The 20,336-nt window shown below is 70.6% G+C and carries 14 protein-coding genes; 11 read left to right on the top strand and 3 right to left on the bottom strand.

Annotation, left to right across the window (positions count from 1 at the left end; all coding sequences use genetic code 11):
- Positions 1-4: 4 nt before the first annotated feature.
- The 6 genes from ACWGJ5_RS28975 to ACWGJ5_RS28950 all read left to right on the top strand — a co-directional run bounded on the left by ACWGJ5_RS28975 (position 5) and on the right by ACWGJ5_RS28950 (position 5,411).
- Entirely contained in the window at positions 5-1,156 is a 1,152-nt protein-coding gene (locus ACWGJ5_RS28975; protein WP_453312599.1) for an ABC transporter ATP-binding protein, read from the top strand.
- Complete coding sequence (locus tag ACWGJ5_RS28970; protein WP_453312598.1) at positions 1,156-2,091, top strand: ABC transporter permease; 936 nt, start codon at positions 1,156-1,158, stop codon at positions 2,089-2,091. Before ACWGJ5_RS28975 ends, ACWGJ5_RS28970 begins: the two co-directional genes overlap by 1 nt.
- On the top strand, positions 2,092-2,892 hold the full coding sequence (locus tag ACWGJ5_RS28965) for an ABC transporter permease (protein ID WP_453312597.1): 801 nt from the start codon (positions 2,092-2,094) through the stop codon (positions 2,890-2,892).
- 52 nt (positions 2,893-2,944) lie between these two features.
- Positions 2,945-4,375 (top strand): NAD(P)/FAD-dependent oxidoreductase, encoded by a 1,431-nt coding sequence (locus ACWGJ5_RS28960; protein ID WP_453312596.1) that lies wholly within the window; start codon positions 2,945-2,947, stop codon positions 4,373-4,375.
- Positions 4,376-4,532: 157 nt separating this feature from the next.
- Positions 4,533-4,808, top strand: a complete 276-nt coding sequence (locus ACWGJ5_RS28955) for a hypothetical protein (RefSeq protein WP_453312595.1) — start codon at positions 4,533-4,535, stop codon at positions 4,806-4,808.
- 144 nt (positions 4,809-4,952) lie between these two features.
- Entirely contained in the window at positions 4,953-5,411 is a 459-nt protein-coding gene (locus tag ACWGJ5_RS28950; protein ID WP_453312594.1) for a hypothetical protein, read from the top strand.
- Between the two features lie 13 nt (positions 5,412-5,424).
- Here ACWGJ5_RS28950 and ACWGJ5_RS28945 read toward each other — a convergent pair whose 3' ends face one another.
- Positions 5,425-6,138, bottom strand: a complete 714-nt coding sequence (locus tag ACWGJ5_RS28945; RefSeq protein WP_453312593.1) for a phosphatase PAP2 family protein — start codon at positions 6,136-6,138, stop codon at positions 5,425-5,427.
- A 414-nt stretch (positions 6,139-6,552) separates the two neighbouring features.
- Positions 6,553-7,887: a 4-aminobutyrate--2-oxoglutarate transaminase gene (gene gabT, locus ACWGJ5_RS28940; RefSeq protein WP_453312592.1), complete on the bottom strand. Its 1,335-nt coding sequence runs from the start codon at positions 7,885-7,887 to the stop codon at positions 6,553-6,555.
- Positions 7,888-8,187: 300 nt separating this feature from the next.
- Between gabT and ACWGJ5_RS28935 the strand changes: the two genes are divergently transcribed.
- From ACWGJ5_RS28935 to ACWGJ5_RS28920, 4 genes are all read left to right on the top strand, one after another.
- A complete protein-coding gene (locus ACWGJ5_RS28935; RefSeq protein ID WP_453312591.1) occupies positions 8,188-10,314 on the top strand; it encodes an ATP-binding protein in 2,127 nt (708 codons plus the stop codon).
- A 147-nt stretch (positions 10,315-10,461) separates the two neighbouring features.
- Entirely contained in the window at positions 10,462-12,120 is a 1,659-nt protein-coding gene (locus ACWGJ5_RS28930) for a PucR family transcriptional regulator (RefSeq protein ID WP_453312590.1), read from the top strand.
- Between the two features lie 159 nt (positions 12,121-12,279).
- Positions 12,280-13,725, top strand: coding sequence for an aldehyde dehydrogenase family protein (locus tag ACWGJ5_RS28925; protein WP_453312589.1), 1,446 nt, complete (start codon positions 12,280-12,282; stop codon positions 13,723-13,725).
- A gap of 201 nt (positions 13,726-13,926) precedes the next feature.
- Positions 13,927-15,294 carry a S53 family peptidase gene (locus ACWGJ5_RS28920; RefSeq protein ID WP_453312588.1) on the top strand — a complete coding sequence of 456 codons (1,368 nt, stop codon included), beginning with the start codon at positions 13,927-13,929 and terminating at the stop codon, positions 15,292-15,294.
- Positions 15,295-15,412: 118 nt separating this feature from the next.
- Here the strand turns inward: ACWGJ5_RS28920 and ACWGJ5_RS28915 are convergent, their stop codons facing one another.
- Positions 15,413-18,256: a glycoside hydrolase family 3 C-terminal domain-containing protein gene (locus tag ACWGJ5_RS28915; protein WP_453312587.1), complete on the bottom strand. Its 2,844-nt coding sequence runs from the start codon at positions 18,254-18,256 to the stop codon at positions 15,413-15,415.
- A gap of 352 nt (positions 18,257-18,608) precedes the next feature.
- Between ACWGJ5_RS28915 and ACWGJ5_RS28910 the strand changes: the two genes are divergently transcribed.
- On the top strand, positions 18,609-20,318 hold the full coding sequence (locus tag ACWGJ5_RS28910; RefSeq protein ID WP_453312586.1) for an extracellular solute-binding protein: 1,710 nt from the start codon (positions 18,609-18,611) through the stop codon (positions 20,316-20,318).
- Positions 20,319-20,336 lie beyond the last annotated feature (18 nt).

The raw sequence follows: 20,336 nt of genomic DNA, 5'->3' as shown, positions 1-20,336 counted from the left end.
GACGATGACGACACCAGACAACAGCGGCGACGTCCGCCTCTCCGGTATCAGCAAGACGTACGACAACGGATTCACCGCCGTACAGCCGCTGGACCTGACCGTGCCGCAGGGCTCCTTCTTCGCCCTGCTCGGCGCCTCCGGCTGCGGCAAGACCACCACCCTGCGCATGATCGCCGGCCTGGAGGAGCCCACGACGGGCACCGTCCACCTCGGCGACCAGGAAGTGACCAGCCTGCCGCCCTACAAGCGGCCGGTGAACACCGTCTTCCAGTCCTACGCCCTCTTCCCGCACCTCGACATCTTCGAGAACGTCGCCTTCGGTCTGCGCCGGCGCGGCATGAAGAGCGTGAAGAAGCAGGTCGAGGAGATGCTGGAGCTGGTCCAGCTCGGCGAGCAGGCGCGCAAGAAGCCGCACCAGCTCTCCGGTGGCCAGCAGCAGCGCGTCGCCGTCGCCCGCGCCCTCATCAACCACCCCAAGGTGCTGCTGCTCGACGAGCCGCTCGGCGCCCTCGACCTCAAGCTGCGCCGCCAGATGCAGCTGGAGCTCAAGCGCATCCAGACCGAGGTCGGCATCACCTTCGTCCATGTCACGCACGACCAGGAGGAGGCCATGACCATGGCCGACACGGTCGCCGTGATGAACGCGGGCCGCGTCGAGCAGCTGGGCTCGCCCACCGACCTGTACGAGAACCCGAACACGACCTTCGTCGCGAACTTCCTCGGCACCTCCAACCTCATCGAGGCCGAGGTCGACACGAAGAACGGCGACGACATAGTGCTCAAGGCGGGCGGCGGCAAGCTGGTGCTGCCAAAGGCGCGATGTGCGGCCCCGACGACGGCCGGCGGCAAGGTGCTGGTCGGTATCCGCCCCGAGAAGATCTCCCTCACGCACGCCGACGACGCGGGGGACATCCCCGAGGGCCGCAACCGCCTCACCGGCAGGATCGCCGACGCCAGCTTCATCGGTGTCTCCACCCAGTACGTGATAGACAGCCCGGTCTGCGACGAGCTCGCGGTGTACGTCCAGAACGTCGAGCGCGACGGCCGGCTCGTGCCCGGCGCCGACGTCGTCCTGCACTGGAGCCCGGCCCACACCTTCGGCCTGGACGCCGCTCAGGACATCGACGCGGGCACCGAGGAAGAGGCGGCCGCCTGATGACGACGCTCACCGAAGCCGAGGCGCCCCCGCCCCTCGCGCCCACCGCACCGGAGCAGAAGCCCCCGCGCAAGCGCGGCCGGTTCACCCCGTACTGGCTGCTGCTGCCCGGCATCCTCTGGCTGATCGTCTTCTTCGCGCTGCCGATGATCTACCAGGCCTCCACCTCCGTGCAGCAGGGCTCCCTGGAGCAGGGCTACAAGGTCACCTGGCACTTCGCCACCTACTGGGACGCGTTCAGCGAGTACTGGCCGCAGTTCCTGCGGTCCGTCCTCTACGCGGCCGGCGCCACGGTCCTGTGCCTGCTGCTCGGCTACCCACTGGCCTATCTGATCGCGTTCCGCGCGGGCCGCTGGCGGAACCTGATCATGATCCTGGTGATCGCGCCGTTCTTCACCAGCTTCCTGATCCGCACCCTGGCCTGGAAGACGATCCTCGCCGACAACGGCCCGGTGGTGCACGCCCTGAACTCGCTGCACGTCCTGGACCTCACCAACTGGCTCGGCTGGACGGCCGGCGACCGCGTCCTCGCCACACCGCTGGCGGTGGTGTGCGGACTGACGTACAACTTCCTGCCGTTCATGATCCTGCCGCTGTACACCTCGCTGGAGCGGATCGACGGGCGGCTGCACGAGGCGGCCGGCGACCTGTACGCCAAGCCGTGGACCACCTTCCGCAAGGTGACCTTCCCGCTGTCGATGCCGGGCGTGGTCTCCGGCACGCTGCTGACCTTCATCCCGGCGGCCGGTGACTACGTCAACTCCGAACTGCTCGGCTCCACCGACACCCGCATGATCGGAAACGTCATCCAGACGCAGTTCCTGCGGATCCTGGACTACCCGACCGCCGCGGCGCTCTCCTTCATCCTCATGGCCGCGATCCTGGCCATGGTCACGATCTACATCCGCCGGTCCGGGACGGAGGACCTGGTCTAAATGCCCTTCGTCAACTGGCTCAAGCGCCATCTCGTCGTCATCGCCGGAACCCTGACGCTCGCGTACCTGCTGCTGCCGAACGTCATCGTGACGGTGTTCTCCTTCAACAAACCGAAGGGACGCTTCAACTACGAGTGGCAGCAGTTCTCCCTGGACGCCTGGAAGCAGCCGTGCGGCGTCGCCGACATGTGCGGCTCGCTGTCCGTCAGCCTCCAGATCGCGGTGTGGGCGACGATCGGCGCCACGATCCTCGGCACGATGATCGCCTTCGCGCTGGTCCGCTACCGCTTCCGCGCCCGCGGCGCCGTCAACTCGCTGATCTTCCTGCCGATGGCGATGCCCGAGGTCGTCATGGCCGCCTCGCTGCTCACCCTGTTCCTCAACATGGGCGCGCAGCTCGGCTTCTGGACGATCCTCATCGCCCACATCATGTTCTGCCTCAGCTTCGTCGTCACAGCGGTCAAGGCGCGCGTGATGTCGATGGACCCGCGCCTGGAGGAGGCCGCCCGGGACCTGTACGCCGGCCCCGTGCAGACCTTCCTGCGGGTCACCCTGCCCATCGCGGCACCGGGCATCGCGGCGGGCGCGCTGCTGTCGTTCGCGCTGTCCTTCGACGACTTCATCATCACGAACTTCAACGCCGGCTCGACCGTCACCTTCCCGATGTTCGTGTGGGGTTCGGCGCAGCGCGGAACACCCGTCCAGATCAATGTGATCGGTACGGCCATGTTCCTCGTCGCCGTCCTCATCACCCTGTTCTCGATGCTCGTCGGCAACAGCCGCAACAAACAAAGGGTATAAGCCTTTTCAGGAATTCCCCCGTCGGGAAAGTCCTCTGTAGGGAGTTGAAATCATGGCCCCAAGCGCCATGAGTCGTGGCAAAGACAACTGGATCGCTTCTCTCTCCGAAGCCCAGCCGGTGCCGTACTGGCTGGAAGACCCCGGCAAGCCCCACCCCGAGCCCGCCCTCACCGGCACCGACACCTGCGACCTGCTGGTCGTCGGCGGCGGCTACAGCGGACTGTGGACCGCGCTCAACGCCAAGGAGCGCGATCCGCAGCGGGACGTGGTCCTGCTGGAAGGCCGCGAGGTGGGCTGGGCCGCCTCCGGCCGCAACGGCGGCTTCTGCGCCGCCTCCCTCACCCACGGCCTGCCCAACGGCCTCACCCGCTGGCCCGGCGAGATCCAGAAGCTCGAGGAACTGGGCCGGCGCAACCTGGACGAGATCGAGGCCGCGATCGCCCGGCACGGCATCGACTGCGACTTCGAGCGCACCGGCGAGATCGACGTCGCCACCGAGACCTACCAGGCCTGGGAACTGCGCGACTGGCACAAGGAGTTGGCGGAGCAGGGCCTCGCGGACGGCATCGAGTTCCTGGACGCCGACGCCGTGCGCGAGCAGGTGAACTCGCCCACCTTCGAGGCCGGTCTGTGGGACCGCCGGGGCGTGGCCATGCTGCACCCGGCGAAGCTGGCGTGGGGCCTGAAGAAAGCGTGTCTGCAGCTCGGGGTGCGGGTGTACGAGCACACGCCCGCGCTGACGTTGAAGCCGTACGGCGCCGGGATGGCCGTACGCACGCCGTACGGCGCGGTCCGCGCCCGCAGGGTCGCGCTCGGCACCAACATCTTCCCCAGCCTGCTGCGCCGCGTGCGCTCCTACACCGTCCCGGTCTACGACTACGCGCTGATGACCGAGCCGCTGAGTGACGCGCAACTGGAGTCGGTCGGCTGGAAGAACAGACAGGGACTCGGCGACTCGGCCAACCAGTTCCACTACTTCCGGCTCTCCGCCGACAACCGCATCCTGTGGGGCGGCTACGACGCGATCCACCACTACGGCGGCCGGGTGCGCGCCGAGTACGACGACCGGCCGGAGACGTACGCCAAGCTCGCGGGCCACTTCTTCACCTGCTTCCCGCAGTTGGAGGGCGTCCGCTTCACGCATGCCTGGGGCGGCGCGATCGACACCTGCTCACGCTTCTCGGCGTTCTTCGGCACGGCACACCAGGGGAAGGTCGCGTACGCGGCCGGGTACACCGGCCTGGGTGTCGGAGCGACCCGCTTCGGCGCGGACGTGATGCTCGACCTGCTGGACGAGGAGCGCACCGAGCGGACGGAGCTGGAGATGGTCCGCAAGAAGCCGCTGCCGTTCCCGCCCGAGCCGTTCGCCTGGACCGGGATCGCCCTCACCAAGTGGTCCCTGGCCCGTGCGGACGCGCACAGCGGGCGGCGCAACCTGTGGCTGCGCACCATGGACCGGCTGGGGCTGGGCTTCGACAGCTGAGGCCTTTCGTCGGCCTGTGGGGCTTTTACCCGGCCCCCATGGCTGGGTCAAGCCCCGAGTTTCCGGAGCATGACTCTGCCGCCGCGTTCCGGCGTACTTGAAGCACGGGCCTCACCGGGAGGCACCGGCTTCCACACCGGAACAGCAGGAGAAGATCATGACCCTCATCAACCGCTTCAACCGCAAGCACGACGACGCTCGTCCCAAGCGCCGCCTGGGCGGCCTGGCGACGGCGGTGGCCTCCGCCGTAGTCGTCGCCGGAGGCGTCATGCTGCCGGTGGCGGCCGCCACGGCGGCACCGATGCACCAGACGTCCGCGGTGACCATGACTCCCCGCCACGACCACCACGACGGGGACTACTGGAGCCACGACTGGGACCACCATTACCGTCACCACCACTGCGGCGACGTCTGGTACTGGTACTACTACTGACGATCACCCCCGGCCGACGTCGAAATGTGACCCAAGTCACCTCGTTGGGGTGCGGAACCCGCGTAATGCCCCGGAAAGGCCTCCTTCTCTCCTCCTGACGCGACCGCTCCGGACGGTCGGGCGAGAGACAGGGAGGCCTTGACGATGACTGGGGCGAAGACGGCCGTGGAATGGCTGGTATCCGTCGCACCGGACCCCGAAGCCTGCCGCTGGGCATGGGAGCGCAATCCCCTCGGGGTCGCGCTGCTGCCCGCCGGCAGGGCCTGGGACGTACTGATCCTGCCGGGTGACCTCGGCTATCCGACCCTGGACGTGCTCATCCGCGTGCTCGACCGACCCGGCCCGGTGCTCGTCGATTTCGGCGACAGCCGGGTCGGGTTCTTCGTGCCGCCGGGCACCGCGGCCCGCTGGATCGGCACCGGCATCCGCACCGCCGGATACGGCACCTGGATCGTCGTGCCGTATCCGGGCCGGGCGACCCGGGGCGTGCGCTGGCTGGTGCCGCCGGACGGCTCCGGCACGCTGACCGACCCGGCGCTGCTGGAGCTGGCGATGCACGAGGCGGCGGCGCGGCTGGCCGGGGGAGGGGACAGGGATCGGTAGCGCTGCATGGGACTCAGCCGGAGCCGCGCGTCCCTCCCTTCTTCAAGACGCCGGGCTGCTTCAAGACGCCGGGCTTCTTCGAGACGCCCGGCACCAGGGACAGGGCGGTCAGCAGCACGGTGCACAGGCACCAGCTGGCCACCACGTCCAGGGGCCAGTGCCAGCCGTGCCGGACCAGGCCGTACGACACTCCGAGCACCAGGGCCGCGCACCCGGCGACCAGGCTCCGGCGGGCGGCCGTGGAGCGCAGCCAGGGCAGCAGGAGCAGTGTCGCGGAGCCGTAGGCGACGGCCGCCGTGGCCGTGTGCCCGGAGGGGAAATAGCCGACGGCCGGAGGCACCACGGGGGTCCCCGGCCGTGCGGTCCAGTCCTTGAGGGGTACGACGATCGCCGGGACCAGCGCCATCAGCGCGGCCGCGGCGGCGGGTGGCAGCCACCACCGTTCCGTACCGGTGGACCGTCCCCGCCAGAGGACGTAGAACACGGCCGCGGCGAGCACCGGGACGGCGATCTGGATGTTGCCGAGGTCGGAGAGATATGCGCCGAATCCGTCCCGATGGACCAGGTCCCGGCTGAGGCGGGAGTCCAGGCGCAGCAGCGGGCCGCGCGTCACGACCTGCCAGGTGATCACGGCGAAGAGGCCGGCCGGGAGACCGAGGAGCACAAAGTGGCGGGCTGGGGTCGACACGGTACCCAGCTTCGCAGGTCCGTTCGGCCCGGAACGCATCGTCAGGCCATGTCCGGGAAACCGGCTCGATCCGTACCGGGACCGGCTGGTGCAAGGAAAGGAGAAGGAGGTCGGCCGCCCCGGAACAGGGGGGGTAGTTCCGAGGCGGCCGTCCGGATCGGAACGTCGCGCGCCCCGGGGGGTTTGGGGCGGCGACCGTCCGATCGGTGAGGAGATCCCGGAGCCGTCAGGCGCCGGTTGTTGTGTGCGCGAGGGCACGACCAGGTCGAAGCTGGGGAGGCCCCGGCCTGAAATCGCCCACAGTCCCCTGTGGGCGGGGTGTATCTCTCATCTGGGTAGAACCTACGGCAGGCCGGGCCGCTTGGGCAGACGGAATCGGCTCCCGTCATCCACCCCGCACACGTTCTTCACACGGCCTGCCGCAGGCACCGTTCAGAGGTGCGGAGCAGTCGCTCAGATGCGCGCGAAGGCCTGCTCGATGATGTCGAGGCCCTCGTTCAGCAGGTCCTCGCCGATCACCAGCGGGGGCAGGAAGCGCAGCACGTTGCCGTAGGTGCCGCAGGTCAGGACCAGCAGGCCCTCGGCGTGGCAGGCCTTGGCGAGCGCGGCGGTGGCCTCCGGGTTCGGCTCCTTGGTGGCACGGTCCTTCACGAGCTCGATCGCGATCATCGCGCCGCGCCCACGCACGTCACCGATGACGTCGAACTTCTCGGCCATGGCGGCGAGGCGACCCTTCATGATCTCCTCGATGCGCTTGGCCTTGCCGTTGAGGTCGAGCTCCTTCATGGTCTCGATGGCGCCGAGGGCACCCGCACAGGCGACCGGGTTGCCGCCGTACGTACCACCCAGCCCGCCGGCGTGCGCGGCGTCCATGATCTCCGCACGCCCGGTGACGGCGGCGAGCGGAAGCCCACCGGCGATGCCCTTGGCGGTCGTGATCAGGTCAGGGACGATCCCCTCGTCCTCGCAGGCGAACCACTGCCCGGTCCGGCAGAAACCGCTCTGGATCTCGTCGGCGACGAAGACGATCCCGTTGTCGGAGGCGAACTGCCGGATCGCCGGGAGGAAGCCCTTGGCCGGCTCGATGAAGCCACCCTCGCCGAGCACGGGCTCGATGATGATCGCGGCCACGTTGTCCGGGCCGACCTGCTTGGTGATCTGGTCGATGGCCTGCGCGGCGGCCTCGGGGCCGCAGTTCTCCGCCCCGGTCGGCCAGCGGTAGGCGTAGGCGACCGGCACCCGGTACACCTCGGGAGCGAACGGCCCGAACCCGTGCTTGTACGGCATGTTCTTGGCGGTGAGCGCCATGGTCAGGTTGGTTCGCCCGTGGTACCCGTGGTCGAACACCACGACGGCCTGCCGCTTGGTGTAGGCACGCGCGATCTTGACGGCGTTCTCGACGGCCTCGGCGCCGGAGTTGAACAGCGCGGACTTCTTGGCGTGGTCACCGGGGGTCAGCTCGGCCAGAGCCTCCGCCACCTCCACATACCCCTCGTACGGGGTGACCATGAAACAGGTGTGGGTGAAGTCGGCGAGCTGAGCGCTCGCCCGCCGTACGACGGCCTCGGCGGAGGCGCCGACGGAGGTCACGGCGATACCGGACCCGAAGTCGATGAGCCGGTTGCCGTCGACGTCCTCGATGATCCCGCCACCGGCGCGCGCGGTGAAGACCGGCAACACGGAGCCCACGCCCTGCGCGACCGCGGCGGTACGGCGGGCCTGCAACTCCTGCGACTTCGGGCCGGGGATGGCGGTGACGACGCAGCGCTCCTGCGGAAGTGCGGTCATGGGGGCTCCTGATGATCTTGCGTACCGGGCGGTCTTGTCTGGCGTCCCGGACGATTCCGGGCGGTGCGTTTTCGGCCGCATACCTATCTTTCTTCGCAGGCTAGGGCCGGGGGTGGGGGGTGGGCATGCTCCATGTGGGCGTTGTCGGTCGCCCCGGTTGTCCGTCATGGACATAGCCGTCCGGCCGGGGTACGCCCAGTCGGCGGGCGCTCTCGGCCGCGTAAGCGGTGAACTCCCCCTGCTGGGGCGTTAGATTGCTCGCTGACGGTGGACGGAACGGCTGGTCAGGGGGCAAGGTCGATGGACAGCGACGGCACGCGCGACGCACGCGGCACGCATGCGAATCCTGTACCTCGACCTGCGGTACCACGGGAGGGGAGCGCCGTGCCACCCATGCCGGCGGTACCTCCCGGTGTGCCGCCGCAACCGGACGGCTCCGCTTTCCTGACCTGGCTGCGCACAACCCGCCCGGAGGCGGCGCCCGGCGTGTGGCGCCTCGGACACCGGCCCCGGCCCGAGCAGGAGCCCGAGCAGATCCCGGCCCGACAGCTGATCAGCGGTGCTTTCATCGCCTTTCTCGTCGGCTGGCTGTTCTGGTCCTTGCTGTGGAACGGCTATCTCGGCAGCTGGTGGGTGCTGCCACTCGAACTGCTCGTTCCCGACTCCTGGCGCAACAGCGACAGCAATGTGTCGCGCGCCTTCCTCTGGTACGGCTACTACACCGTCATCGTTCTTGCCATTCTGCTCATCGTCGGCCGTCTCGGCCGCTGGGGCGAGGTCTGGCGCCGCTACGGCCCGCCGGCCTGGCGGCCGGCCCTGCCGGTGGTCGAGCGCCCGCCCACGCCCGAGCAGGACCCGGCCGAATGGCCCCACCTGCGCCGCGCCGGTGCCCACGAGGCCGCCGATCGGCTTGCCGCCGAGGCGAAGGCCGGGCTCATGCGGGACGTCGATCACGCGCGCATCAGCCGGGCCTGGCAGGGGGTGCGGTCGGGACGGCACACGCTGGCCACCTTCACCGGCGCCGTGGTCAAGGACGGCTCCGCCGCCTGCCTGCACCCCTCCGGCGAACGTGACCTGCCCGCGCGGCACGCTCGCCACGACCTGCTCACCGGCCAGGTCCGGCTCGGCACTGCCGTCGACGACCCCCGCAACCCCTACCACTACCGGGGCGCGGGCCTCGGCCTCGACCCCGGCCTGCTCGGTACCTCGCTGCTCGTCGTAGGGCCGTCCGGCTCGGGGAAGACCGGCGCGGTGGTACGGCCACTCGCCGAGTCCCTGTGCCTGCACGCCCTCGCCGGGCGCGCCTCCGTCGTGGTCGTCGGCGCGGCGGGCACCGGACTCGGCCCGGCCGAGGCCTACGACGTCGTCGTACGGATCGGTCACCCGGAGTCCGTCTACGACCTCGACCTCTACGGCGGCACCACCGACCCCGACGAGGCGGCTGCCATACTCGCCGAGGCCCTCGCAGGCGACCTCGCCGATGCGCACCCGGGCAGCGACAGCCGCCGCTCGACCACTGTTCTCGCCCAGCTGCTCGGTCCCTTCCGTGCCGTCCACGACCGCTTTCCGTCCGTGCCCGAGCTGCGCCAGCTCCTCGACGGCGCTCCCGGCCCGCTCGCCGCGCTGCGCAAGGCGCTGACGGACACCGGACAGGAGGGGCTCCTGCGGGAACTCGACGCCCGCGAACGGCAGATGGCCCACCCGGGCGACGTCGGCACCGTGCTCGCCGACCGGATCGCGCTGCTCGACCGGCCTGTCTTCGCCGGCTTTTTCAACACCTCCGACCAGGCCCGGCCGTTCTCACTCGAGGCCCTCGACCACCCGGTGCGTGTCCGCATCGACCTGCCCCAGCGCGGGCACGCCGACGCTTCCCGGATCCTGGCCCGGCTGGTGCTGGCCCAGTTCACGGCAGCCGTGACCGTACGGGAGGACCGGTCGCTGTTCGCCTGCCTGATCCTCGACGACGCCTCCGGTGTCATCACCCCGGAGGCGGTCCGCGGCGTCCAGCGCCTCCGCTCGGCGGGTGCCGGTGCAGTGCTCACCCTGCGCACCCTGGACGACGTGCCCAGGCCGCTGCGCAGTCCGCTGCTCGGCGCAACCGGCTGCCGGATGGCACTGGCCGGGGTCACGCCCTGGGATGGGCAGGACTTCGCCGAAGTGTGGGGCAAGGAGTGGATCGAGACCCGGGACGTCACCGATCGCCAGATCATCGCCGAGACCCCGGCCGGCAAGGCCGTGCACATCCTGCGACGGGTCATCACAGGACAGGCGCCCACCGCCCGCGCCGTCACCGTCCGCCAGGTCGAGCGTGAGCGCTGGTCCGCGTCCGAGTTGGCTCATGGGGTGCCGGCGGGGCATGCGGTGTTGTCGTTGACGAGTGTGCGGGGGGAGCACGCGCCGCCGTTGCTGGTGGATCTGAGGGGGTGAGGAGGCGGCGGGGGATCGTACGGTGAGGCAGAATCGGTGTAGGCCGTTCATACGGTTCGGCCAAAGGATACGAAGGATACGGACGACAAGGTCCGACCATGAGATCCACTCATCCGTACGCTCGATCTGCCGTCGACTGAAGGCCTCATGCCCCCGACCCTCGCCTCGCTCGTCCACCACTCCGCGCTGAAGCTGACCGTGCGCGCGGGCGAGGACCGCCTCGACGTGCCCGTCCGCTGGGCCCACGTCAGTGAGCTGGCCGACCCCGTGCCGTACATGGAGGGCGGTGAGCTGCTGCTGATCACCGCGCTCAAGCTGGACGCCGAGGACCCCGAGGCCATGCGGCGGTATGTGAAGCGGCTGGCAGGGGCCGGTGTCGTCGGGCTCGGTTTCGCCGTGGGGGTCAATTACGAGGACATCCCGGCGGCTCTCGTCGACGCCTGCCGGCAGGAGGGGCTGCCCCTGCTGGAGGTGCCCCGCCGCACCCCCTTCCTCGCCATCAGCAAGGCCGTGTCCGCGGCCATCGCCGCCGATCAGTACCGTGCCGTCACCGCAGGATTCGCCGCGCAGCGGGAGCTGACCAAGCAGGCGCTGAGTTCCGGGCCCGAGGGGCTGCTCGGCGCGCTCGCCGGGCAGGTCGACGGGTGGGCCGCGCTGTACGACGCCTCCGGCGCCGTCGTCGCCGCCGCGCCCGAGTGGGCCGGCCGGCGTGCCGCCCGGCTGACGGCCGAGGTCGAGCGGCTGCGGGAGCGTCCCGCGCCGGCGTCGTCCGTCGTCGGTGGGCCCGAACACGAGGACCGGGTCGAGCTGCACTCCCTGGGGACCGGGCGGCGGCCGCGCGCCGCGCTCGCCGTCGGCACCGCCGCCGCCCTCGGCACCGCCGAGCGCTACGCCGTGCACTCCGCCATCGCCCTGCTCACCCTCACCACCGAACGCTCCCGCTCCCTGCACGCGGCCGAACAGCGCGTCGGCGCGGCCGTGCTGCGCATGCTCCTCGCCGGGGAGCCCGACCACGCCCGGGCCGTCGCCGGGGACCTGTACGGCGGGCTGCTGGATGCACCGTTCCGGATGATCGTCGCCGAGGCGGCGTCCGGATCCGCCGCTCGGGCGCACGCGGACGCCCACGGCCATGTGCGCGGGCCGGGTGCCGGTGGCGCCGTGCCTGCCGCCGGCGCCACGAGCGGTGATCCGCTGGGCGGGCTGGTGGAGGCCCTGGAGTCCGCTGCCGCGCGCTCCGGGGAGGCCGTGCTGGTCGTGCCCGAGGGGGAGCGAGTGGTGGTGCTCGCCGCCGACGGCGGCGCGGCGGTGGCCGCCTGCACGGGGCACGCGGCGGCGCTGGAGGCGGCGCGGGCCGTGCCGGAGCAGGCCGGGGGTGACGAGGAGGAGCTGGTCGTCGGGCTGTCCGCGCCGGCCGGGCCGATCGCCGCGGCGGCGGCGTACAAGCAGGCCGAGCAGGCGCTGTCGGTGGCGCGGCGGCGGGGACGGGTGCTGGTGGAGCACGAGCAGCTGGCCGCGGGGTCCGTGCTGCCGCTGCTGGCCGACGACGCGGTGAAGGCGTTCGCGGACGGGTTGCTGCGGGCGCTGCACGAGCACGACGCGACGGGGCGGGGGGATCTGGTCGCCTCGCTGCGGGCGTGGCTGTCGCGGCACGGGCAGTGGGACGCGGCCGCGGCGGACCTGGGCGTGCACCGGCACACGCTGCGGTACCGGATGCGGCGGGTCGAGGAGATCCTCGGGCGGTCCCTGGACGATCCCGACGTCCGGATGGAGCTGTGGCTCGCGCTGAAGGCGACCAGCGCCGAGTAGTCCGAACAGACCGGCACCGAGTAGTCCAAGTAGTCCAAACAGTAGTGCCGGGGCTGCCCACTGCTACGACTCGGACAAGCGACCCCCGGCCGGCCCCGCCCTACCGTGGACCACGAAAGCCAAGCACACCTCCAACGCGGAAGGGCCGGGAATCCACAGATGACTTCCACCCACGCCTTCTGGCTCGCCGGCCGCCAGGTCACCGGCGAGGACACCTTCGACGTCACCTCCCCGTGGGACGGTCGCCTCGTCGGCAAGGTCGGCGTGCCGACCGACGCCCAGGTCGAGGAGGCCGTGGCCGCCGCGTACGCCGTGCGGGACGAGTTCGCCGCCACCCCGGCGCACGTGCGCGCCGCCGCCCTCGACCACGTCAGCAAGCGGCTGGTCGAGCGCACCGAGGAGATCGCCCAGCTGATCTCCGCCGAGAACGGCAAGCCCATCAAGTGGGCCCGGGGCGAGGTCGGCCGTGCCGTCTCCGTGTTCCGGTTCGCCGCCGAGGAGGCCCGGCGGTTCAACGGCGGCGAGGCCCAGCGGCTGGACACCGACGCCGGCGGCCAGGGCCGGCTGGCGCTCACCCGCCGCTTCCCCAAGGGTGTCGTGCTCGGCATCGCGCCGTTCAACTTCCCGCTGAACCTGTGCGCGCACAAGGTCGCCCCCGCGATCGCCGTCGGTGCGCCGATCATCCTCAAGCCGGCCCCGGCCACCCCGCTCTCCGGCCTGATCCTCGGCGAGCTGCTGGCCGAGACCGACCTGCCGGCCGGTTCCTGGTCGGTCCTGCCGGTCCCGAACGACCGCATGCCCGCCCTGGTCCAGGACGAGCGCCTGCCGGTGATCTCCTTCACCGGTTCCGACAAGGTCGGCTACGCGATCATGGACTCGGTGCCGCGCAAGCACTGCACGCTGGAGCTGGGCGGCAACGGAGCCGCGGTCGTCCTCGGTGACTACACCTCCGACGCCGACCTGGACTGGGCCGCGACCCGCATCGCGACCTTCTCCAACTACCAGGGCGGCCAGTCCTGCATCTCCGTGCAGCGCGTGATCGCCGACGCCGCCGTCCACGACCGCCTGCTGCCGCGCATCGTCGCCGCCGTCGAGGCCCAGGTCACCGGTGACCCGTCCGACGCCAAGACGGACGTCGGCCCGCTGGTCAGCGAGGATGCGGCCAAGCGCGTGGAGTCCTGGGTGAAGGAGGCGGTCGAGGCCGGCGCCACGCTGCTCACCGGCGGCGACCGCGACGGCGCCTCCTACGCGCCGACCGTTCTCACCGACGTACCGGCGGACGTCACCCTCGCCTGCGAGGAGGTCTTCGGACCGGTCCTCACCGTGCAGAAGGTGGACGGCGAGGCGGAGGCCTTCGCCGCGGTCAACAACTCCAAGTACGGCCTCCAGGCGGGCGTGTTCACCCGCGATCTGCAGGTCGCCTTCCGTGCCCACCGCGCCCTCGAGGTCGGCGGCGTGGTGATCGGCGACGTCCCGTCCTACCGCGCCGACCAGATGCCGTACGGCGGCGCCAAGCAGTCCGGTGTGGGCCGCGAGGGCGTGCGGTTCGCGATGGAGGACTACACCTACGAGCGCGTGCTGGTCCTGACCGGTCTCGCGCTCTGACCTGCCACGGACAGGTCGGACGGAACGGCCGGTGCCCACTGTGCGGGGGCACCGGCCGTTCATGTTCCCGAAAGCTCTGGCTGGGTAAAGGATTCGGCATCGGCCGGTCAATAATCTTGATCTGTGCATGACTCAGTCGGTCGTCTGTGTGTCTGCTAGGGCGACCGATCAAGTCCGACTTCGGACCACTCAGGGGAACACATGCACATAGCCCGTACCGGGCGCGGCCTCGCGGCCTCCGCCGCCACTGCCGCACTCGTCGCCGCAGGACTGGCGACCATCTCCCCGGCAGGCGCCACCACCGCCGCGCCCGCCGGCGTGCCGCACACCTTCGCGCAGCCGGCCATCGCGGGGCAGACCCTCGTCCACGACGTGGCCAGCCCCCTCCCCATCGCCCAGTGCCAGGCCAAATGGCACATCAACTGCTACAACCCGCTCCAGTACAGAACGGCGTACGACCTGAACCCGCTGTACAAGAAGGGCATCACGGGCAAGGGCCGTACGATCGTCATCGTCGACTCCTTCGGGTCCCCGACCGTCCAGCACGACCTGGACGTCTACAGCAAGCAGTTCGGGCTGCCCAGCACCAAGGTCGACGTCGTCAAGTGGGGCCATGTCCCCAAGTTCGACCCGAAGAACTCGGACATGACCGGCTGGGCCGGCGAGACCACGCTGGACGTCGAGATGGCCCACGCCGTCGCGCCGGGTGCGAAGATCGTGCTGGTGGAGACGGCGGTCTCGGAGACCGAGGGCACCACCGGCCTGCCGGAGATGATGTCCGCCGAGAAGTACCTGATCGACCACGGTGTCGGCGACGTCATCACCCAGAGCTTCGGTGCCACCGAGAACACCTTCCCGGGCTTCGACAAGGGCGACTTCTCCAGCATCAAGAAGCTCCGGTACGCCTTCGAGGCCGCGCAGCGCAAGCACGTGACCGTGCTCGCCTCCTCCGGTGACGGCGGCGCCACCGACATGAAGCTGGACGGCAAGACGTACTACAACAAGCGCGTCAACTCCTGGCCGTCGTCCGACCCGCTGGTCACCTCCATCGGCGGCACCCAGCTCCACCTGAACGACAAGGGCGAGCGCGTCAAGCCGGACAGCGTCTACAACGACTACGGCGCGGGCGGCGGCGGCCAGTCCCACGTCTTCAACCGGCCGGCCTACCAGGACGGGGTCAAGAACGTCGTCGGCACCCGCCGCGGCACCCCGGACATCTCGATGGCCGCCGCGGTCAACGGCGGTGCCTGGGTGTACTCCAGCTACGACCCGACGGCCACCGGCTGGGACGTCTCCGGCGGCACCAGCGAGGCCAGCCCCCTGTTCTCGGGCATCGTCGCCCTCGCCGACCAGGCGGGCGGCCACCGCGTGGGCAACATCAACGCGGCCCTCTACACCCTGCTGAAGCAGAAGAACCCGGGTGTCGTCGACGTCAACGACGGCACCGACAACAGCTACCAGGGCGTGAAGGGCTACAAGGCCGTCAACGGCTACGACATGGCCACCGGCGTGGGCACCCTGGACGCCCTGCGCTTCGTGCCGGCCCTCGCCAAGGCGAGCCGCGGCTGACGAGTCCGACACCCTGACGCTCGCGGTCGCACGTCACCGCACGTCAGCCTGCAGAAGGGGCCCGGCACCGCTGCCTTTCGGTGTCGGGCCCCTTCCCGTCGTCGGCTGATCCGGACCCTCAACCGGAGAAGCCGACGTGCGCGAGCCGCAGCGGGCCGCGCAGCCTGAGGCGGACGTCGTGCACGCCGGCGGCGGCGATGGCGGCGCCCAGGGTGGTGTAGGCGTAGACGCCTGCGGTGGGGGTGGCCGGTGCCAGGGTGGCCAGCACCGGGCCGCCGTCCAGGGACACCTCCAGCACGCCCTCGCCCGCCACCTGCGCCGTCACCTCGTCCACCCCCGTACCGAAGTCGCAGGAGCGGTAGACGAGTTCGGCCGTGCCGCCGTGCGCCGGTGTCACCGCGTCGCCCGCCGTCCTCGTCCGGTCCACGATCGCGATGCCGGACTGCTCGTCGAAGTCGGCCGCCGCCAGGCCGCGTTGCCGGACGGCGCGCGGCGCCGGGGCAGTGCCGTCGACGTGCACGGTCGTGCGCAGCCGGATGTCCTCGCTGGACGCGCCGAGCAACAGGTCGTACGGCCCGTCCTCCAGACGCCGGCAGCCCTGCGCCACGTCCCAGAACTCCAGGGCGGTCAGCGGGACTTCGAAGGAGACCGGGATCGTCTCGCCCGGGGCGAGGGTGAGCCGGCGGTGGGCCAGGAGCTCGCGGCGCGGCCGGGGCACCGACGGGTCCGCGGCCCGGCCGTAGAGCTGCACCACCTCGTCCGCCACCCGGTCCCCGGTGTTCGTCACCGTGCACGAGACACGCACCGAGCCGTCCTCGACGCGGGCCGCGAGGCCGGCGTAGCCGAAGGACGCGTACGACAGGCCGTGACCGAAGGGGAAGAGCGGGGTGCCCTCGAAGTAGAGGTAGGTCTGCCGGCCGTCGATGATGTCGTAGTCGAGCAGGTCGGGCAGATCGGCGTCGGAGGCGTACCAGGTCTGGGGGAGACGGCCGGCCGGGGAGACGTCGCCGGCCAGGGTGCGGGCCAGGGCCGTGCCCGCCGCCTGGCCGCCGTGCGCGGTCCACAGCAACGCCGGCAGCCGCGCCACGTCCACCGCGTACGGACAGGCCGAGGTCAGCACCAGCACGGTGCGCGGGTTCGCGGCCCGGGCCGCGCGCAGCAGCCGCCGCTGGTGCCCGGGCAGCCTGAGGGTCGTACGGTCCTCGGTCTCGCGGCCGCCTATGTGCGGGTCGTTGCCCGCGACCACCACGACCACGTCCGCCCGCTCGGCCACCCGGGCCACGGCCTCCTCGCCCCGTTCGACCGTGATCACCTCGAAGAGGTCGCCGGAAGCCCCGGCCTCGGCAACCTTCACGCCGTCGGCGGCGACCCGCACATGACGACCCGTGCCCAGGTGTGTGAGGAGGTGACCGCTGCGGTGCGGTACGAGGCGGAACGTCTCCTGGACCACCCAGCCGCCCGGCTGGTCGGCGGCGGCGCGTACGAAGCCGTCCTCGGCGACCGAGAGATACCGGCCGTCGGGCGCGCGCAGGGTCAGCACGCCCTCGCCCCAGTCCACCAGCGCGAACTCGGTGCCGACGGCGTCCACGGTGAGTGGCGGCAGATCGGTGCGGCCACGCAGCAGGGCCGGATCCAGGGCGCCCTCGGCGCCGCGCGCCCCGTCCGGCGCCTCCGAGGCCGCCACCTGCAGGAAGGCGCCGGCGGCGGTGCGCAGCCGGACGCGGTCCACACCCTCCGCGAACTCCACCCGGTCCGCACCGAACCGCTCGTACAGGCCCTCCAGAGGAGTGGAGCGGTGCAGCAGACTGCCGCTGTACCAGTCGAGCTTGCACTCGTCGGCGAGCAGGCCGACCACCGCGATCCGGGTGTCCGCGGCCAGGGGCAGCAGGTCGTCTTCGTTCCTCAGCAGCACGATCGCCTGCTCGGCGGCCTCCCGGGCGAGGGCCCGGTGCGCCGGGGTGTCGAACTCGCCGGTGCCGGCGTGCGGGTCGTAGCACGGGTCGAACTCGCCGAGCCGGAACCGGACGGAGAGCTGACGGCGTACGGCGGTGTCGATGTCCGCCTCCGTCAACAGGCCGCTTTCATAGGCGCGTTCGACCCTTCCGACGATCTGCGAGCTGTCCGTCCCGTGGTCGGTGAAGCTGTCCACGCCCGCCAGCAGGGCGGCCGCGGTGGCCTCCTCGTGGGTGTCGAAGTAGTGCTCGGCGTCCACCAGGTTGGAGGGCGCGCCCGCGTCCGAGCAGACCAGCAGGTCGTCGTCGGTCCAGGTGCGCAGCTCGGAGCGCAGGTGGGGGGAGAGGTGGTTGGGGCGGCAGTTGACCAGGTTGTAGGCCGGCATCACCCCGGCCACCGCACCGGCCTCGACGGTCTCCCTGAAAGCGCGCAGATCGTACTCGTGCAGCACGCGCGGCCGGACGGAGACCGAACAGGTGGCCCGGTCCGTCTCGTTGTTGTGGGCCAGCCAGTGCTTGAGGACGGGGGCCGTGCGCCAGTACACCGGATGGTCGCCACGCAGACCGTGCGTGTACGCCGTGGCGATCGCCGAGGTCAGCTTCGGATCCTCCGAGTAGCCCTCCTCGTTACGGCCCCACAGCGGATGCCGGAGCAGATTGACCGTCGGCGACCAGACGTTGAGGCCGACCCGGTCGTCCCGGGCCCGCATCGCGCGCACCTCCTTGGACACCGCCTCGCCGACCCGACGCACCAGCTCCGGGTTCCAGGTTGCGCCCAGTCCCACGGCCTGCGGGAACACCGTCGCCGGCCCCATCCAGGCGACGCCGTGCAGCGCCTCCTGGCCGGTGCGGAAGGCGGCGACGCCCAGGCGCTCCACGGCGGGCGCGAACTGGTGCAGGAGGGCGGCCTTCTCGTCCAGCGTGAGCCGTGCCAGCAGGTCGTCGACGCGCTTCGCGAACGGCAGTTGCGGATCACGGAAGGGCGGCGTGGACGGCGAGTCAACGGTCACGAGTGGTTCCCCTTGCAGAATGGAGCGACGCAAAGCTTTCGAAGCGCTTCGATGCTCTGGGATCGAGGGTGGGGTGTCAAGGTGCCGTGCCTGAAGTCGGCGCGCATCTCGGCGACTTCCCAAGGGGCATGGACCCTGGCGGCTTGTGTGGCGCATTCGGGGAATCTTGGGAGCGACCCTTGTGCGCCCTCAGGCGTTCACTTAACCTCGCAGAACATCGAAGCGCTTCGACGTTCACGTCGATGGGCTTCCGCCTCCGTCGAAGCGCGCTTCCGCTCAGCCAGATCCACTCGAGACACCGCAGCCGACGGCCACCGCCGGGTGTCCTGGTGCGCCATGAAGGGTTGACGCAATGACGCCGAACGCCGCCTCCGCATCCTCCGCGCCCAGCCGGAGAAGCTCCCCCAGCCGCAGGAGCTTCCTCGCCTCCACCGCGGTCGCCGCCGCGGCGGTCGCCGGGGGGATGCCGCTGCTCACGGCCTGCGGAGGTCCGGACAGCGGGTCGGGCGGAGGCTCCTCCGCCGGCAAGGGCGCCAAGAGGCTGCTGCCGTCCTACGTGGCGGACAACGTGGTCACCCCGGACATCCCCGCGAAGAACGGCTCGGCGATCGGCTTCACCGGCAAGCTCGACCTCGCGACCCTGAAGACCTCGGTTCCCGAGAAGCTGGGCAAGGGCGGCAAGGTCACCGTCATGTCGCCGTTCTGGGGCACCCCGCCCAAGGGCGGCAACGCCTACTACAAGGCGATGAACGACCTCATCGGCGTCGACGTCGTCTGGCAGAACCAGGACGGCAACACCTACGACCAGAAGCTCGGCGCGGTCCTCGCCTCCAGTGACGTACCGGACGTGGTGGTCGTCCCGAGCTGGAACATGGGCGGCAAGATCCCCACTGCCATCATCGGCAAGTTCGCCGACCTCGGCCCCTATCTCTCCGGGGACGCGGTCAAGGAGTACCCGAACCTCGCGGCCGTCCCCACCGACGCCTGGCAGCGCTGCGTCATCGGCGGCAAGCTGCGCGGACTGCCGCAGCCCTCCCCGTACGTCACCGGCATCGTGCCCCTCTACCGCAAGGACATCTTCGACAAGGAGGGCTACCAGGTCCCGCGCTCGGCGGACGAGTTCATGTCCCTCGCCAAGGAGATCACCAACGCCAAGGCCAGGCGCTGGGCCTGCATGGACATGAAGTGGACCGCCTTCCAGGCCTTCGGCGTGCTCTCCGGCAGCGAGAAGCCGCTCGGCTGGAACCTCGCCGGCGGCAAGCTGATCAACCGCATCGAGACCGAGGAGTACCTCGAAGCGCTGGAGTGGACCCGCAAACTCTTCGCCGCCGGGGTCGTCCACCCCGATGCCAGGATGGGCAAGAACGCCCCCGACCCGGGCCCCAAGTTCGCGGCGGGCGAGTTCCTGATCTACCCCAACAACATCTCCCAGTGGTGGAGCCGCACCGCCGAACAGGCCACCCGGAACGCGCAGTTCAGGATCTGGGGCCTGGACGTCTTCGGCCACGACGGCGGCAACCCGCAGCTGTGGGCCGAACAGCCGGCCGGCATCTTCGCCTTCGTCAACAAGAAGGCCTCCGAGTCCGTGATCCGTGACGTGCTGGCCGTCGCCGACGTCACCGCCGCGCCGTACGGCACAAAGGAGTACATGCTCACCAACTACGGCGTCCAGGGCGCCGACTACACCGTCAGGAACGGAGTGCCCGTCAAGACCACCCAGGGCAACAACGAGGTCCTCAACGCCTACGTCATGGTCGCGAGCCCCGCCGCCACCATCGCCCACCCCGACTTCCCCGACGTCGCGAGGGCCCAGGTCGAGTGGCAGCAACGGATGGGCGCCTTCACCAAGAAGTCCAGCTTCTACGGCCAGATGATCACCGAGCCGTCCCGCTACACCAACCTCGGCAACGACTTCGAGCAGCTGGAGGACGACATCACCCGCGGCCGCAAGAAGATCAGCGACATGCAGCAGTCCGTCTCCGACTGGAAGAGCAAGGGCGGCGACAAGCTGCGCGACTGGTACAAGAAGCTCCTCGACGACAGCGGCACGGCGGCCGGCTGAGGCGAGACACCGAGGCAA

The sequence above is a fragment of the Streptomyces sp. NPDC054783 genome, assembly GCF_053611725.1.
Note: the sequence above shows the minus strand (reverse complement) of the source record. Positions and strands in the feature narration are given on the sequence as shown.